Below are 15,742 nucleotides of genomic sequence, written 5' to 3' on the forward strand. Positions count from 1 at the left end.
CCCCCACGCCCTCGATCACGTGCGTCGTCGAATCGAGGCCCTGCGCGAGGGGCACAGGCGATCCGACCCTCCCGGCCGATTCGCTAACTCGTTACCGGCCCCGGCTAATCCGTGGTCGGCGCTTCGGGACGGGGGGCGGGGGTGTGTCTGGCCGCGTAGCGGCGGGCTTTGGTGCGGTTTCCGCATACACGCATCGAGCACCAGCGGCGGCTGCGGTTCTTCGAGACGTCCCAGAACACCCATGCGCAGCCGTGTTCCGCACAGCGCTTGAGCCGGGTCGATTCGCCGGTGGCGACCAACTCGGCCCAGGCGATGGTGAGTCGAGCCAAAGCCCGGTCCACCGGGGGGAGTTCGGGGCTCGGCGTGAAGCCGCCGGGATGCCCGTCGGTGCCGAACACGAACACCACCGGCAGGGCGCGCAAAACCTCGTCGGCCTGCCGGAGCTGCCGTGGGTCGGGGGCGGTGCCGACGGGCACGCCCAGCTTCTCGCGCAGGCCGGCGCGTAGTCGCAGCGCGGCGTCGAGGTCCGTCGGAGTCACCCGGGCGGCGGGATCGAGCAGGTCCCGGGCGGCCAGCCAGGTGCGAAGTTCGGGTGGCGTGGTCAGTTCGTCCGTACCGAGTTCGACGTCGATCGTGTTCACGAACGCCTCGATCAGCACCGCGGAAGCGGGTGCTTCGAGCATCTCGGGCCCTCCGTTTCGATGCGGTCTCGGGTCCGGGGCCGTTTCGGCCGGTGCGGTATCGGGTCCGGTGCGGTCCCGGACCGGTGGGGTCCCGATCCGGCGTGGGCCGGGTGATTCGGTCCGGTCGCCGGTCGGGCCAGCCTACCTCTTCACTAACCGGCTAACGATTTTACCGGTTGACGGTGCGCGTGCGTCGGTGCCACGATCGAGCCGGCGTGCTAACCGGTGAACAGCTTTGACAGTTAGGACGGGCGATGGTCTTGCAGAGCGTCGGTGTCGACCCACCGAGCGGGCGGATCGCGAAGCCGGCCGGTGCCCGGAACACCTCCGTACTCCTGGCCTTCACCCTCGTCACCAACCTGGCCGACGGCATCACCAAGATCGCGCTGCCGGTGCTGGCCACCCGCAGCACCGATTCCCCGGCGCTGATCTCGCTGGTCTCGCTCGCGCTGACGCTGCCGTGGCTCCTGGTCGCGCTGCCCGTCGGGGTGCTGGTGGATCGCGCCGATCGGCGCCGGTTGTTGTGGCTGGCCGACGGGATGCGGCTGCTCACCATCGGCGCGCTGATCGCGATCGTGCTCGGCGGCCGGGCCGGCCTCGTCGTGCTCGCGCTCGGCGGGCTGGTCCTGGGCGTGGCCGAGGTGATCGCGCTGACCGCCACCGCGGCGTTGGTCCCGGCGATCGTCCCGCGCGCCGACAGGGAGCGCGCCAACGCGCTGATCACCGGCGCCGAGACGGCCGCGAACGAGTTCGCCGGCCCGTTCGTGGGCGGCCTGCTGCTGGCCGCCGGCACCGGCCTGGCGCTCGGGACGACCTGGGTCGCGTACCTCGCCGCGAGCCTGCTGCTGCTCCTGCTCACCGGACGCTTCCGGGCCGCCACCGACCGGGCCGATCGGGCCGACCCGGCCGTCGACGAGAGCGGAGCCGAGCCGTCCACCGGCACCCCGACCGGTACCGCGGGCACCCCGGCCGCTTCCGACGCCGGCGCACCCGCCCCCGAGTCCGTCGCCCGTCAAATCGGCGTCGGCCTGAGCTTCCTCTGGCGACATCGCCTGCTCCGCACGATGTCCCTCATCCTCACCGTGCTGTGCGCGAGTTGGGGCGGATGGCTGGCGCTGATGCCGTTGGTCGCGCACGACCTGATGCATCTGTCCGCCCGCGAGTACGGCGTGGTGTTGAGCGCCCTGGGCGTCGGCGGCCTGCTCGGCGCGCTGCTCGTCGGGCGGCTCAATCGGCTGATCGGCCACCGTCGGGTGATGCTCGCCGACCTGGTCGGCACCTTCGCGATGATGGCGGTGCCCGCGCTGACCACCAACCTGTGGGCGGTCGCCGCGGCCGCCTTCGTCGGCGGCCTGGGCGGCACGCTGTGGTCGGTCGACTCCCGGCTGATCGGCCAGAACCTGGTGCCCGAACGGATGATGGGCCGCTACAGCGGGGCGGCCCGGCTGCTCGGCTGGGGTGCGATGCCGCTCGGCGCCGGCCTGATCGGCGGGCTCGCCCAGTGGTTCGGAGTGCGCGCCGCGTTCGTGGTGTTCGCGCTCGCCGTGGCGGCCACGATTCCGGTGTACCTGCGAGTCGTCACCGAGGATCGGCTGGCACCCGCGCTGCGGGTGCCGAGCGCGACGGACATCGGCTGATCCGTGGCGTTCCCCGGGCCACGAACTCGGCGAGCACGAGCTCCGGGGTCAGCGGATGTCGCTCCCGAAGAAGGCATCCGTGATGCGTCCGCCAGGGACGCAGCCGCGACGCCTCCGCATCCGCGCCCCGCGTGATCCGCGATCCCGGCCCACCGCCTCGCGGCCACCTGCCACCGCGGCCCGACTCACCCACCCGTACTTACCGCGGCGGCTCCGGCCACATCCGGGCCGCCGGGGTGTCCGGACCGTCGACCACCGCGGTGATCATCCGCAGGTTGGCCGCGAACGCCTCGGCCTGTTCGGCGCCGATCGTCCGGCTGATCAGGCCGTCGGCCTCCTTGATCACCCGTCGGCCCTCGGCGACGCCGGCGCTGCCCAGCGCGGTCAGTTCCAGCAGGACCACCCGCTTGTGTACCGGGTGCGGCCGGCGAACGATCCATCCCGCCCGCTCCAGCGCGGCCGCCGCGGTGGTCACGCTCTGCGGGGTGATGTGGTGGGCGCGAGCGAGGTCGGCGGCGGACATCGCGCCGTTCTCGTCCAGTCGGCCGGCCAGACCGAGTTGGTTGATCGAAACGCCGATGCCTTCGAGCCCCTCGTTGAGCAGCCGCTGCATGGACTGTTGTGCACGCCAGAGCAGATGCGGCAGTTGCTCGCTCCACGCGGGCTCGGCGACTTCGTGGGGGGCGGGCATCGCGCGTTTCCCTTCTCCGAAAGGCGGGGCCTGCGCCGCGGGGGCGCCTCACCTGGTCACCGTAGGGCACGCGGATCGGCGGCTCGGCATCCGACGCCTTGGCAGACACCGAACAATGTGCCAGCCCTCGTATAAGTTCTAAGTCTTCTGATAACTTAACAGGCTACGTAGAACTTGGAAGGTTGTTGCACCATGCCCACGACCCCCCAATCCGTCGCCTCGTCGGCCGCCGCCTCGCCGCCGACCACCACCGTGGCCCGCCCCGCCCTGACCGTCGTGCTCGCATGTCTCGGCGTATTCGCCTCGTACGTGCCGATCGGCGGGGTGGCGGTGTCCCTGCCGACCATCCAGCGCGGGTTGGACGCGTCCACGAGCGACCTCCAGTGGATCAGCGACATCTTCATCCTGCCGATGGCGGCGCTGATCCTGACCTTCGGCCTGATCGGCGACCTGTACGGGCGCAAGAAGGCATTCCTGGCCGGCCTCCTCCTGCTCGCGGCCGGCTCCGCCACCAATCTCACCGCGCACAGCGTCGCCCAGGTCTGGGTGGGCCAGGCGCTCTCCGGCGCGGGCGGCGCCGCCCTGCTCACCTCGAGCCTGGCGTTGATCAGCCACGCCTACCCGGACTTCCGGGCCCGCGCCAAGGCCATCTCCGCATGGGCCGCGTCGCTGGGCCTGGGCATGTCGCTGGGCCCGCTGCTGAGCGGGACGATTCTCGAACATGCCTCCTGGCGCTGGATCTTCGCCCCGATCGTGGTGGTCTGCCTGGTCGGTGCCGCGATCGCGGCGATACTCCTGGAGGACTCCCGTTCGCCACACGGCCGGGCCATCGACGTGCCGGGCCAGATCGCCGCGATCATCGCGATCACCGGCCTGATCTACGGCGTGATCGAGGGCGGCACCATCGGCTGGACCGACGGCCCGGTCCTGGTCGCGTTCGCGCTCGCGATCCTCGGCCTGGCCGCGTTCATCGTGATCGAACACCGCTCGGCGACACCGATGTTGTCGCTCAAATTGTTCTCGTCGCGCTCGTTCACCGGCGCCGGCGTGGTCACCATGATCACCATGTTCGGCCTGGTCGGGATCGTCTTCTCGCTCAGCCTGTTCTTCGGCAACGTCCAGCACCTGAGCGCGCTCGACATCGCCTACCGCTTCCTGCTCATCAACGGGCTCACCGTGGTGATCGGCCCGATCGTCGGCCGGCTGATGGGCCGGATCCCCTCGGGTGCGCTGCTCACCTTCGGCCTGGTGGTCACCGGGATCGGCATGCTGACCCTGAACACCCTGGAGCCGGACACCGGCTTTGCCGCGATGGCCGGTCCGCTCGTGGTGATCGGCGTGGGCTTCGCCTTCGTGATGACGCCGATCACCTCGGTCGCGGTCGGCAGCGTGCCGCACCACCTGGCCGGCATGGCGAGTGCGGGCAACAACACCCTGCGCCAACTCGGCGGCGCACTCGGCCCGGCCGTACTGGGCGTGGTGCTGACCAACCGCATCGCCGCCGCCCTGCCGGAGAACCTGACCGCCTCCGGCCTGGCCCCCGCCGACCGCGAGCACGTCACCTCGGCCGTCTCGGACGAGGGCCTCTCGGCAGCAGGCCACCTCGGCCTGCCCCCCGAGGCCACCGGCAAGGCCCTGTCCGCCGTCGGCAACAGCTTCGCGGACGCGCTGCACCTGTGCATGACCATCGCCGGGCTGGGGATGTTCGTCGCCGCCGCGGTCACCGTGCTGACGATCGGCGTACGCCGGCCGAAGACACCCGCCGGCACGACCACCACCCGCATCCCGGCCCAGGCATCGGCCCCCGCCCCGCTGACCGGCTCCACCCGAGCCTGAAGCCCGACCCGGAGCCGGAGTCTGCGCCGGGGCCCTGAGAAGGAGCCTGCGCCGGGGCCTGAGCCTGACCCGGGACCGGCGCCGGCGCCGGCGCCGAGCCGCTCGCCGATCCCATCGATCGGCGAGCGGCTCCGTACGGCGGATCGCCCGCAGGGCACCGAGCGAGACCAAACCTCCGCCAAGGTCCGTGGACGGGCAAAGCCCCTGATAGGCGACCGGGACGCGATGCCGCCCGCGCGGGCCCGAGGCCCATGGACGGGCAACGCCCCTAGGCGACCGGGACGCCATCCCGCCTGCGCAGGCCCGGGACGGTCACCACCGCTCCCAACAGCACGCCCACCAGCGGCACGATCAACGCCGTCCGGAAGCCGCCCAGCTCCGAGCCGCCCGCGCCGGCCAGTACCGCCGTCACCGCGGACAGGCCCAGCGCCGCGCCGAACTGGAAGGCGGTGTACAACACTCCGCCCGCCAGACCCTGCTCGTCCTCGTCGATGCCGTCCGTGGCGGCGATCGTGAGCGGCCCGTACGCCATCGCGAAGGCGAATCCGAGCAGCAACATCGTCGGGAACATCGCCAGGTACGAGGTGTCCGCGTCGATGGACAGGAACAGCGCGTAGGCGAGCGCGGCCGACAACATCCCGCCCAGGATCACCCGCAGGTTGCCGAACCGGTCGACCAGCCGCGGCGTCACCGTCGGCGCGAGCACCGCGTCCACGCCCACCGCCAGCAGCGCGAAGCTGGTCTCCAGGGTCGACCAGCCGCGTACCTCCTGGAGGTAGAACACCGCCACGAACTGGAAGCCGAAGAACGAGCCCGCGAACAACATCGCGCCCAGATTCGCCCGCACCAACGCTCCCGAGCGCAGAATGCCGAGCCGGACCAGCGGGGCGGCGGCGCGACGCTCGACGGCGACGAACGCGAGCAGCAGGGCGATCCCGCCCGCGAAGGCCGCGATCGTCCACCACCAGCCGCGCGCCGGGTGCTCCAGCCGGACCACGCCGTACACCAGCAGCAACATCGAACCGGTCACGCTGATCGCGCCCGCCACGTCGAAGCCCCGACCGGCCCGGTCGGGTCGGCCGTCCGCGGGGATCAGCGCCAGGGCCAGGGCCAGGATCACCGCGGCCAGTGCGACCGGCACGAAGAACACCAGCCGCCAGTCGATCGCGGTCAGCAGGCCGCCGATCACCAGGCCCAGCGAGAAGCCGCCCGCGGCGGTGCCCGCGTAGAACAGCAGGGCACGGTTGCGCTGGGGCCCCTCGGCGAAGCTCGTGGTGATGACGGACAAGCCGGCGGGCGTCATGAAGGCGGCCGAGGCGCCGGTCACGAAGCGCGCGACGATCAGCATCCAGCCCTCGGTGGCGAACCCGCCCAGGCCGGAGAACACCAGGAAGACGGCCAGCCAGAACACGAACATCCGTCGCCGACCCAGCAGATCGGCCGTACGGCCGCCCAGGAGCATGAAACCCGCGTAGGCGAGCACGTACGCGCTCATCACCCAGCTCACCGCGCCGGTGGACATGCCCAGGTCCTCGCGGATCGTCGGGAGCGCGACATTGAGCATCGCGACGTCGATGCCCTCCAGGAAGATCGCGCCGCACAGCACGATCAACATGCCCCACGCGCGGGCGCCCATCCGACCCGCGTCGTTCTCCGGCGGCGGGTGCGGCGTTCCGGGCGCCTCCACCCCGCCCGACCCCGAGCCGGAAACGGGCGAGGCGGTGTCGGTAGTGGGGGTGGGGGTGGACGAGGACGTGGATGCGGACATGCGGCAGCCCCTCGGGACGCTGGATGCGGGTGTGATGGCGGCGTCGAGGCCCCGGGACTCGGTTATCCGAACGAACCCGGTTCCCTCTTGTAACCACCCCCATCCTTCGGCAGCATCGACTTCCATGGAAGAAGGCACTTCAAAGGAACCGACCCCCTGCGTGGGTAACCAGGACGATTACGACGCGCTCCAGTGGGACGTTCGCGAAGGGTGCGAGGTGCGCCAGATCCTCGACCGGGTCGCGGACAAGTGGTCGCTCCTGGTCATCGCGATCCTGGAGAGCCGCACGTTGCGCTTCACCGAGCTGCGTCGGGAGATCGACGGGATCAGCCAGCGCATGCTCACCGTGACGCTGCGCCAACTCGAACGCGACGGCCTGGTCCGGCGCACTGTCCACCTGGTGGTGCCGCCGCGGGTGGACTACGCGCTCACCCCGATGGGCAGCACGCTGCACACCACGATCCGCTCCCTGGTCACCTGGACCGAGGAGCACCAGGAACGCATCGCGGAGGCCCGGGCCCGGTACGACGCGCGCGCCGACGCCGAGGCGGGCCTGCACGCCGAGCCGGCCTCCGCCGGTCGCTGAGCCGGCCCGTGGAGTCCGGTGGGCGGCCGCTGGGGCGCACCGCCCACTGCCGGCCTACCCCGCCCGCCGCCTCTGTCGGCCGCCCGCCCGCCGCCCCGCCGCCCTGCCACCCGCTCGCCGCCGGCCGCCGCCACCCGCCGCCCGCCTCCGACCGCCGGCCGTGCCGGTCAGTGCACCGTGCGTGCCCGGTCAGCGCGGCGGACCCGCATCGGTGTCATCGGCAGGGACGAGCCAGGCCGAGGACGCGGGGAGAAGACCATGGGCAAGAACGTGCCGATCTCGGGTGCGAGCATCGTGGGTCCGGCGCCGGCCCACTGGCTGCACCGGTACGGGTACCAGGTCACCGTGGTCGAGCGGGCCCGGGAGCTGTGGCCGGGCGGTCAGGCGGTCGACTTCCACAGCGAGGTGCACATGACGGTGCCGCGCAGGATGGGCATCCTGGACGAGATCACCCGGCACCGCACCGACGCCGGCCCGCTTCGTCCGGTCGACGCGGCCGGCGACGAACTGGTGGGCCTGCCCGCGTCGTTCGCCGGCGTACCGGTCACCCGGCAGCCCGATCGGCAACATGGCAGCCGACAACGCCGGGCAGGGGCAGGGGCCGGGGTCAGGGCAGGCCGGGTCGAGGCCGGGACCACGGCCGGGCCGGAATCGGCCCCCGCCCGGCCCGCCCCGGCACCGGATCGGTATCGCGCCTCAGGCAACCATCAACATGTCGCGGAGGCTCGCAGCATTGGTGACGGCAGTGGCGCCACAGCAGTTGTTCAACAGCACATGCACCTCCTCGGCGTCCCGCGCAAGCCGCCGAATCCTGGGTACCCACTCGGCAAGTTCGCCGTCGGTGTAGTCGTGGCGGTACTTCTCCCGAGCGTCGCCCTCCCGCCAATGGGCGCTGCGCCCGTGCAGGCGAACGATCGCGAGTTCGGCGGTGACCCGCACCACCGGAGGCACCGCCTCGACATGCCCCTGGGGCATGTCCACACACACATAGGGGATGCGTTCCTTGCCAAGGAAGGCGAACGTTTCGGGCGTCACCCAGGCGCCATTACGCGGCTCGAAGGCAACCCGATACGGAAACAACAGTTCCCGGCACCGCAATATGTACTGCTCGGCCTGCGCGCCCGGAAGAAACCAGGGCGGAAACTGAAGCAGAACCACGCCCAACCTGCCGCTCTCGTGAAGAGGCCGCAAGGCCGAACGAAACCGACCGGCGACCTCCTCGACCACCCCCGTCGGCAGATCGCGCGCGTACACGCTCCCCCTGACCAAGGACCCGCGCAGATCCCGCGGCAGAGCCTCGACCCGAGTCGGATGACCGGTCAACAACGAGAACGCCTTCACATTGAACGCAAAGCCCTCGGGCGTCCGTTCGCTCCACAACCGGGCGTTGCGCTCCGAAGGAAGGTGATAGTAGGTGGAGTCGACCTCCACGAGCGAAAACCGCGACGCGTAATAACGCAGCCGCGCCTCCGCACTCGTACACCCCACCGGATACCACCCGGCATCCACCAATCCCCGATCCGTCCACCCACAGCTCCCCAACCGTATCCGCGCCACGCCCCAACCCCTGCCCCCCGCCGACCACTCGATGCCCACCCCACGAACGGCCGCGACAACCAACGCCATCCAGCCCACATCCCCGAGCCCCCGCCGGCGCATGCCACTCCCGGCCTCGCCGGTTTCTCAGCCACGGTGGCCGATCGCGTGCGCGGACTCCGACCGCCGTGAGCCCGCTGTGAGCCGAAGACTCCCGCGCGCCGGCGGGGAACAGCACGCGGCCGGGCTCCGTCACTCGGCGAGGTGCTCACGGAGGAACTCGACGACCTCCGTCAGCGTCGTCACGGTCAGCATCTGGCGCCGCGCTGCTGCTCATCCTGACGAACGGCGGCGGCACGCGCGGCGGAGGCTGGGCACCGTGGCTCGCCGCCGCCGGGATCGTCCTCGTGCTCGTCGGCCTCACCGCTCTGCTGCCGGGGGGTGTGGCCGCGGTCGCGGCCTGGGGCGGTCGCGGCCCGCTGCCCTGGCTGCTGGCCCGGCGACGACGGGCCGCCGACGCGGCGGGCTCGACGCGGCTGGTCGGCGGTGTGACCGTCGCGGTGGCCGGCGCCATCGCGGTGCAGATGCTGCTGGCCGGCCTCGCCGGCGGCTTCACCACGCAGACCGGCCAGGACCCGGACCGCGCCGACATGTACGTGAACACGAAGAGCGATCCGACCGGCGCGACCGCGCTCGCCACGACCGCCGGGGTACGCTCCGCGTTCACGTTCACCACGACGTCCGCGCGCGTGCGGGGGGTGGCCGGGAGCGGCGAGTTACCCCTGGCCGTCGGAACATGCACGGCACTTCGCGAAATCGTCGACGTGGGCGCGTGCGCGCCGGGTGACGTGTTCACCGTGGCGTCCCCCTACGGGCAACCGCAGGTCGGGCCGGGCAGCGTGGTGGAATTGACCATGACCGGTCGCGACCGCCCGGTGGCGTGGACCGTACCGCGATCGGTCACCGACGTCGCCGCCGCGGCCGATCCGACGCGCGCGTCGCGGTGGGGGCTGTTCCTGACGCCGGAGGCGCTGGGGGCTGCCAGCCGGTCGGTGGAGGGACGACTGACCGCCTTCGTGCGCCTGGACCCGAACCGCGACGACGCCGCCGACCGGGTACGCAACGCGGCAACCCGGATCGACCCCCGGCCTCGATCCTCACCCTGACCGCGACCACCGAGGACCGCATGTTCGCGAACATCCGCCGCGGACTCCTCGCCGGCGCGACCCTGACCCTGGGCCTCGTCGCCGCAGGCATGCTCGTGTCCTCACTGGAACAAATGCGCGAACGACGACGCCCCCTCGCCGCACTGGCCGCACTCGGCACCCCCGCCGCACCATGGCACTGTCCCTGCTGGCCCAGGCCGCGGTACCCATGGTGCTGGGACTGACCCTCGCGCTCGCCGGGGGCCTCGGCCTCGGGTCGCTCCTGCTGGCCGTCTTCGACGAACACCCGCACCTGGACCCAGGATTCATCGCATCGGTAACCGCCGTAGGCGGCGCCGCAGTCATGGCGGTGACGGTGCTGGGCCTGCCAGCTCTGTGGCGACTGATGCGACCCGAGGGGCTGCGCACCGAGTAACCGCCCGGAGGCGGGCGGTGTGCTGACGCCCGGCCAGAAGGTGTACGCGGCACGGGAGTCGGGGCATGGCCCCGGCACCGTGCCGCTGCCCGACACTTGACAGGCCGTCAGGCACCGTTCGTCGCCGGGGGCGGCGGCCGGAGGACGACAGGCCAAGCGGGCCTCAGCCGGCCGTCACGTGCCGGGCGAACCAGTCGCGGGCCAGTCCGTAACCGCCTCCAGGCCCAGAGCCCGGCGAGCAGGTGGCCCGCGCGCCCGGGACGACGGTCAGGTCGCTGACACGGGTGAGCCGGGCCCGGCCCGCGTGGCTGAGGTCGAGAACCACCGATCCGCGCCGCCGACGCTCGCCAGGGTCGGCCCCGCACCCCGGCAGGCGCACACCCTGACACCGGAGGCGGATTCCGTAGTGCCGCAGCGCGGTAGCGGGGGCGGGCGTTCCTCGGGAAAGCGGCTTCGCGCACCACGAAGAGTGACAAAACCGCGTCCGCTGCGAGCCTGCGATGTGGCCCTGGCGAGCGCGCAGGTGAGCGCGGACGCCCACGGACGAACTCAACGCACGTGGATTTTCGACCTTGCTCACGTACTTCTGCGCCCCGTCGCATCGGGCGCGCTCCCGCGAAGGGCTGCCCGGCGTGTCCGTTTTGCAGGCTTCGGGCACTCGTGGCTGCCTCGCCGCTCCAGGCGTCCGCATCCACATCCCCGCAGGTCACGGCGTGTCCGGGGATACTCGCAGCATGTTCGATCCGATACCGGTACTCTGCCGGTGGGCAAAAAGCGGAACACCCGCCGACACCCAACCGGGCCGTTAGCTCAATTGGCAGAGCAGCGGACTTTTAATCCGCCGGTGCAGGGTCCGACCCCCTGGCGCCCCACCGTCGGTAACCGCATTCAAGGCGGTGACCAGCAGGTTTGTGATCGCGGAAAACTAGTCGGCCCCAGTCGAGCGCCGAAGGTTAGCGCGAAGTTAGCGCACAAGTACTTCACGGGTGTCGGGTGGCGCAAAGAGCGGGGAGCCCTGATACGAAGAGCGGAAAGCCCGGGTTACTTTCCGTAAACGGTTCGCCCCGTCAGCTGCGCTCGGACGGGCTCGGTGCCAGGTTGCCGCTTGACGTATGGATCGAGCGGTCGGCACCTACGCATGGTCCCAGATCTCGCCCGCGAGTTCGGCGGCGTCGAACGCCGTCGCAACCGCCTCCAGAATGGCCGACCCTTCGGTCATGTCGACGTCGCCGTCGTCCACTGCGACGCCAACGAACGAAGTGGCCACTATGTCCTGTAGCTGTGCCCGAGCGACGTCCGTCGCGAGTCCATGCAGCGCGGGCATAACGAACTCGACGAACGAGTGCACCACTTGCCTTTGGTCCTCGTTGAGACGGCCGCTGGTTGACGGGCGAAGCAAGCCGAGATCCAAGATTCGCCAGAGTTTTCCAACGATCTCCCAGACCGATGGGCGAAGGTTGAACGGGGGGTGCGCCAGATCTTCCATCATCTTTGCCGTCCGCCACAGAGAGTCGGTGCGCGCTTCGGTATCGCGCATCGCCTGTGCGGGAGCCGAATTGCCCACCTGCATCACTGCGACTTGCAGTGCTTGCACGTCTTGGTGCCACTGCCGTGCGGGGGACGATGATTGCCGTATGGAGCGGGTCAGTGCGTCATGCTGCTGGCGGACGGACTCCTGGTACTTGATCAGCGTTGTGTCAAGCCTGTGCACGGTGGTCATCTCTCCGCCTCTCAAAGCACGCGTCTCTCCCCCACCATCTCCCTGCGGCAGTTCGGCCGCTCGTCGGACGCGCACAAACGAGGCGATGGACGCCCGCTGACACTCGGCCGCACGCGTTCAAGGTTCGGTGGCATCGGACCCACATGTCCGGTGTCATCGAACCTTGAGTGCGTGCCATCGGACTTTGACGGACGCTCGTTCGTGACACCGAAGGTTAAGCGCGCAGGTCACAGGCCCTGGAGCCGAGGGTGAGGCGGCCTGACAGCTCAAATCGTGACGGGCAAGCTTGACCGAGGAAACCAGCAGAATCACGGCCAACGCAGGAATGAGCACCAGATCCGAGAGTGCGCCGAGCAGCAGCTTGACGGCCGATGGTTTCCGCCACCGAAGTCCGATCGGTCGAGTACCCGTGTTCCATCCCCGGCCTGGCCTGGATGGTGCGCCCGCCTCTTCGTCTCGGGGGCCCACGAGGGCGACACCTCGCTACGGCATGCTCGGCCACGACGACCGGCGTTGGGCGGTTATGTATTTTTCATGCTTTCGGGTGAATAGCCTGTTGGTCTAGTTCGGGGTGCTGGGACGCTCGTGGTGCAGGCCGGAGGTGTCGGCCGGGGGAACCGGGAGGTCGGTGGCGGCTGTCGGGTGACGGGCGGTGCGCGGCGGCGGTGTTCCCCGTCTTCGGTGACGAAGCACGGACAGGAGTCCTCATGCAAATCGTTCTCGGTCGTCTCGCCCGGGTGGTGTGTGCCGGGGTCGTGGCGCTCGCCGCACCCGCGGTGTTCGCCGCGCCCGCCCACGCCGCGACCACCACGCCCTTGTACTGCAACGTGGTCACCACCGCCGAAGGCCCGGGCGTCGACCTCGTCGCGGCCCTGCTCGGCATCCGCATCCCGCCGGGCACGGAGGTGGGTATGATCTGCTCCGCGCCGGCCGGGGGGCAGCAGGTCAACTTCTGCGGCCGAACCGTCCATGGCAACGGCCTGCTGGTTGTCGGGCAAAAGCCCGTCGGCGGGGTCTGCCCCTGACCGGGCGCCACCGCGACATCGAACACCCGCGGCGCACGCACCGCGAGCCCCGCCCCCGGGCGGAGTGCGTCCGGGAACCGGGACGGCCGCCGAGCAGCGGTCACACGGTCCTCGGCGTCCTGCCTGCCGCCGGGCGCCGGGCCCCCGGCCGCCGCCCGGTCCGGCGACCCGGTCCATCACCTCGGACGCCGTCCGCTGGCGCAAGTCGGCGCTGCGCCCGCCTTGGCGGTGCGTCCGGATCCTGCCCGGCCGTCGAGGCCGGCTCCGTCCCCGCGCCCCGATCGACGGACGCGGGCGGCGTACACCCACTCTTCCATCTTTCGTTCCTTGCGGTCCGGTGGCAGGCGGGGTCGCGGCATCACCCCTCAGGCACGGTCGGCGTGCCTCCGGGTGTGCCGCGCCGCAGCCGCCGGCACCGCTCGTTCCCGACGGGAGCCGACATGACGTCGCCACGAAGATTCCCCCGCGTCCTTGCGATCGTGCTCGGCGGTGTTGTGGCCGCGGTCACCTGTGTGCAGGCCCCGGCGAGGGGGGCACCCGAGCCGGGAAAGGCGGAATACGTGGCAGCGGTACCCCCGGCCACGCGGCAGGTCGCGTTGAACAAGCACGGCTGCGTCGAGGCGTTCGTCCGTGCGAGCGACGGCACGATCTGGCGCGCCGGCCAGAACGAGGCCGGCGGCAACTGGAGCGACTGGGACAGCCTGGGGGGCGCCACGGCCAACGACCCGGTGGTGGCCACGAACACCGACGGCCGCCTGGAGGTGTTCGTCCACGCCGGCGACGGCACGATCTCCTCGCTCTCACCCACGACCACCGACAGCGCCTGCGGCAACGCCTGGAGTGCGTCCGGCTGGACCTCCCACGGCGGCAGCGTCGCCGGCTCGGTCGCCGTCGCGGCGCACCACGACGGCCGCCTCCAGGTGTTCGGCGTCGGCAGGAACGGCACCCTGCAGACCCTGGTCCAAGGGGTCGCGGGCAGCGTCTACGGGGAGAAGTGGAAGCCCTGGGCGACCACCGCCGCGCCCACCGGCGTCAGGCTCGTCGGCAGGCCGGCGGTAGGAATGAACACCGACGGACGGCTCCAGGTGTTCGTCCGCGGCAACGACGGACAGATCTGGACCCAGGCCCAGCAAAAGGCCGACGCCAAGCAATGGAAGGCGTGGAAACCCGTCGCGGGCCTGACCGGCATCGAGAGCAACCCCGCGGTCGGGCGCAACAAGGACGGACGGCTCCAGGTCTTCGCCCGCGCCGGCACCACCGTCTCCCACGCCGTGCAACAGGAGGACAGGGCGATGTGGGGAACCTGGGTCGTCCTGACCGGCGACACGGTCGGCGACCCCCAGGTGGCGTCCAACGCCGACGGCCGCCTGGAAGTGTTCCTGCGCCGCACCGACAACCAGCTCGGGCACCTGATGCAGACCCAACCCGACAAAGTCAGATCCTGGAGCAAACCCACAAGCCTGGGCGGCACCCTGAACGCGGACCCCACCGTCACGGCCAACCACGACGGCCGCCTGGAAGCGTACGTCTCCCGCACCGACCGCACGCTGGAGCACCGCGCGCAAAACGCTCCCGGAGCACCCGGCGACGACTGGACCGACTGGCAGAACCTCGGCTACGGCCCCGAACCGTGCCAGGGCACCGGAACCCTGGCCTGCGTCAAGATCGTGAACGTCCAGACCGGCCTCGCCCTGGCGCCCGCGGACAGCGCCAACACCCACTCCTACCTCACCGGCGCGGAGTCCACCGACGACGCCGGCCAGCGATGGAAGCTCCAACGCGACAGCAGCGGCCGGCTCCAACTCGTCAACCGCGCGAGCAGCCGCTGCATGGACGTCGACACGGCCAACTCCCGCGTCAACCAGTGGGAATGCGATGGCCAGAGCACCCAACGCTGGTACCTCGAACCCGACACCACCCCGGGACGATGGCTGATCCGCCAGGTCGACACCGACAAATGCCTCATGCACCAGATCTACCGCAGAACACCCCAGTCACCCATCGTGGACATCAGCAACGACCTCGTCGCCACGGACTGCACCCCCGACGGATCGCCGATCTGGCCCCGCGATGTGCGGTCGTGGACGGTGGGCATCTCCGGCGAGGCACCGGGGCTGACCCAGCTCGCGGCCCGCTACGGCCTCGCCAAGTGCACCCAGTCCGAGGGCTCTTGCGGCTTCACCGTCGCCGGTGACCAGCCGCTGGCCTACGTCGCCCAGCACTCCTGCCTCAAGGGCTCCCTCGTCCTGAACGCCACCGACCGCAAACTGGACGCGTACGTCTCCATCACCGGCACCGTCGGCTGGGAGAACACCATCGGAGGCTCCCTCACCCTGGAAACCGAAGCCGGCCTCAGCTTCCCCATCATCACAACCAAGATCAAAGTAGCCGTCGAAGCGCACTACGACCACAGCTTCATCGGCTCCGAGGCCATCCAGGCCAGCAGCTACATGCCCCTCAAACCGGGCGAGTACGGCTGGCTGGAGAAGGGCCTGGTCGCCAAGAAGGTCGTCGGCAACTGGTCGTTCCAAGGCGCGAACCCCTGGATCACGCCCGGACAGTCCACCGTCCACGCCGTCGACAACACCGACCAACAGACCAGCACGCCGGTGATCGTCCGCATCTCGAAGGCACCGCCCCCCAACTGCTAGCAGACCCCTCACACAGGCGCACATCCAT

13 protein-coding genes and 1 tRNA gene are annotated in these 15,742 nt (G+C 70.7%); 8 read left to right on the forward strand and 6 right to left on the reverse strand.

The features are described 5' to 3' along the window. Positions 1 to 104: 104 nt before the first annotated feature. Entirely contained in the window at positions 105 to 683 is a 579-nt protein-coding gene (locus ACZOOI_RS12815) for a CGNR zinc finger domain-containing protein (protein WP_465280771.1), read from the reverse strand. 254 nt (positions 684 to 937) lie between these two features. Here ACZOOI_RS12815 and ACZOOI_RS12820 point away from each other — a divergent pair, with 254 nt between their 5' ends. Continuing rightward, positions 938 to 2,320 (forward strand): MFS transporter, encoded by a 1,383-nt coding sequence (locus tag ACZOOI_RS12820; RefSeq protein WP_465280772.1) that lies wholly within the window; start codon positions 938 to 940, stop codon positions 2,318 to 2,320. A 199-nt stretch (positions 2,321 to 2,519) separates the two neighbouring features. Here the strand turns inward: ACZOOI_RS12820 and ACZOOI_RS12825 are convergent, their stop codons facing one another. Then, the gene (locus tag ACZOOI_RS12825; protein WP_465280773.1) at positions 2,520 to 3,011 is read right to left on the reverse strand and encodes a MarR family winged helix-turn-helix transcriptional regulator; all 492 of its coding nucleotides are present in this window, start codon (positions 3,009 to 3,011) and stop codon (positions 2,520 to 2,522) included. 192 nt (positions 3,012 to 3,203) lie between these two features. On the opposite strand from ACZOOI_RS12825, the gene ACZOOI_RS12830 reads away from it, so the two are divergent. Then, the gene (locus tag ACZOOI_RS12830) at positions 3,204 to 4,847 is read left to right on the forward strand and encodes an MFS transporter (RefSeq protein ID WP_465280774.1); all 1,644 of its coding nucleotides are present in this window, start codon (positions 3,204 to 3,206) and stop codon (positions 4,845 to 4,847) included. A 268-nt stretch (positions 4,848 to 5,115) separates the two neighbouring features. Here the strand turns inward: ACZOOI_RS12830 and ACZOOI_RS12835 are convergent, their stop codons facing one another. Beyond that, positions 5,116 to 6,483, reverse strand: coding sequence for an MFS transporter (locus ACZOOI_RS12835; RefSeq protein ID WP_465281176.1), 1,368 nt, complete (start codon positions 6,481 to 6,483; stop codon positions 5,116 to 5,118). Between the two features lie 256 nt (positions 6,484 to 6,739). On the opposite strand from ACZOOI_RS12835, the gene ACZOOI_RS12840 reads away from it, so the two are divergent. Further along, positions 6,740 to 7,201, forward strand: a complete 462-nt coding sequence (locus ACZOOI_RS12840; RefSeq protein WP_465280775.1) for a winged helix-turn-helix transcriptional regulator — start codon at positions 6,740 to 6,742, stop codon at positions 7,199 to 7,201. A 696-nt stretch (positions 7,202 to 7,897) separates the two neighbouring features. Here ACZOOI_RS12840 and ACZOOI_RS12845 read toward each other — a convergent pair. Next, entirely contained in the window at positions 7,898 to 8,797 is a 900-nt protein-coding gene (locus ACZOOI_RS12845; protein WP_465281177.1) for a DUF72 domain-containing protein, read from the reverse strand. A 347-nt stretch (positions 8,798 to 9,144) separates the two neighbouring features. Here ACZOOI_RS12845 and ACZOOI_RS12850 point away from each other — a divergent pair, with 347 nt between their 5' ends. Together ACZOOI_RS12850 and ACZOOI_RS12855 are read left to right on the forward strand one after the other, a co-directional pair. Next, positions 9,145 to 9,903, forward strand: a complete 759-nt coding sequence (locus ACZOOI_RS12850; protein ID WP_465280776.1) for a hypothetical protein — start codon at positions 9,145 to 9,147, stop codon at positions 9,901 to 9,903. 172 nt (positions 9,904 to 10,075) lie between these two features. Continuing rightward, positions 10,076 to 10,318, forward strand: a complete 243-nt coding sequence (locus tag ACZOOI_RS12855; protein WP_465280777.1) for a hypothetical protein — start codon at positions 10,076 to 10,078, stop codon at positions 10,316 to 10,318. 163 nt (positions 10,319 to 10,481) lie between these two features. Here the strand turns inward: ACZOOI_RS12855 and ACZOOI_RS12860 are convergent, their stop codons facing one another. Then, positions 10,482 to 10,643: a hypothetical protein gene (locus ACZOOI_RS12860; protein WP_465280778.1), complete on the reverse strand. Its 162-nt coding sequence runs from the start codon at positions 10,641 to 10,643 to the stop codon at positions 10,482 to 10,484. A 474-nt stretch (positions 10,644 to 11,117) separates the two neighbouring features. Between ACZOOI_RS12860 and ACZOOI_RS12865 the strand changes: the two genes are divergently transcribed. Beyond that, positions 11,118 to 11,190: transfer RNA gene (locus ACZOOI_RS12865), tRNA-Lys, on the forward strand. A gap of 260 nt (positions 11,191 to 11,450) precedes the next feature. Here the strand turns inward: ACZOOI_RS12865 and ACZOOI_RS12870 are convergent. Next, a complete protein-coding gene (locus tag ACZOOI_RS12870) occupies positions 11,451 to 12,038 on the reverse strand; it encodes a hypothetical protein (protein ID WP_465280779.1) in 588 nt (195 codons plus the stop codon). A gap of 707 nt (positions 12,039 to 12,745) precedes the next feature. Here ACZOOI_RS12870 and ACZOOI_RS12875 point away from each other — a divergent pair. Then, positions 12,746 to 13,063: a hypothetical protein gene (locus ACZOOI_RS12875; protein WP_465280780.1), complete on the forward strand. Its 318-nt coding sequence runs from the start codon at positions 12,746 to 12,748 to the stop codon at positions 13,061 to 13,063. A gap of 560 nt (positions 13,064 to 13,623) precedes the next feature. Then, positions 13,624 to 15,714, forward strand: coding sequence for a DUF8189 domain-containing protein (locus tag ACZOOI_RS12880; RefSeq protein ID WP_465280781.1), 2,091 nt, complete (start codon positions 13,624 to 13,626; stop codon positions 15,712 to 15,714). Positions 15,715 to 15,742 lie beyond the last annotated feature (28 nt).

Source organism: Embleya sp. L77, assembly GCF_055557415.1.

Excerpts from the sequence above, each read along its gene's own strand:
- ACZOOI_RS12815 (WP_465280771.1), bottom strand. The coding sequence starts at position 683 with ATGCTCGAAGCACCCGCTTCCGCGGTGCTGATCGAGGCGTTCGTGAAC.
- ACZOOI_RS12820 (WP_465280772.1), top strand. The coding sequence starts at position 938 with ATGGTCTTGCAGAGCGTCGGTGTCGACCCACCGAGCGGGCGGATCGCG.
- ACZOOI_RS12825 (WP_465280773.1), bottom strand. The coding sequence starts at position 3,011 with ATGCCCGCCCCCCACGAAGTCGCCGAGCCCGCGTGGAGCGAGCAACTG.
- ACZOOI_RS12830 (WP_465280774.1), top strand. The coding sequence starts at position 3,204 with ATGCCCACGACCCCCCAATCCGTCGCCTCGTCGGCCGCCGCCTCGCCG.
- ACZOOI_RS12835 (WP_465281176.1), bottom strand. The coding sequence starts at position 6,483 with ATGGGCGCCCGCGCGTGGGGCATGTTGATCGTGCTGTGCGGCGCGATC.
- ACZOOI_RS12840 (WP_465280775.1), top strand. The coding sequence starts at position 6,740 with ATGGAAGAAGGCACTTCAAAGGAACCGACCCCCTGCGTGGGTAACCAG.
- ACZOOI_RS12855 (WP_465280777.1), top strand. The coding sequence starts at position 10,076 with ATGGCACTGTCCCTGCTGGCCCAGGCCGCGGTACCCATGGTGCTGGGA.
- ACZOOI_RS12870 (WP_465280779.1), bottom strand. The coding sequence starts at position 12,038 with ATGACCACCGTGCACAGGCTTGACACAACGCTGATCAAGTACCAGGAG.
- ACZOOI_RS12875 (WP_465280780.1), top strand. The coding sequence starts at position 12,746 with ATGCAAATCGTTCTCGGTCGTCTCGCCCGGGTGGTGTGTGCCGGGGTC.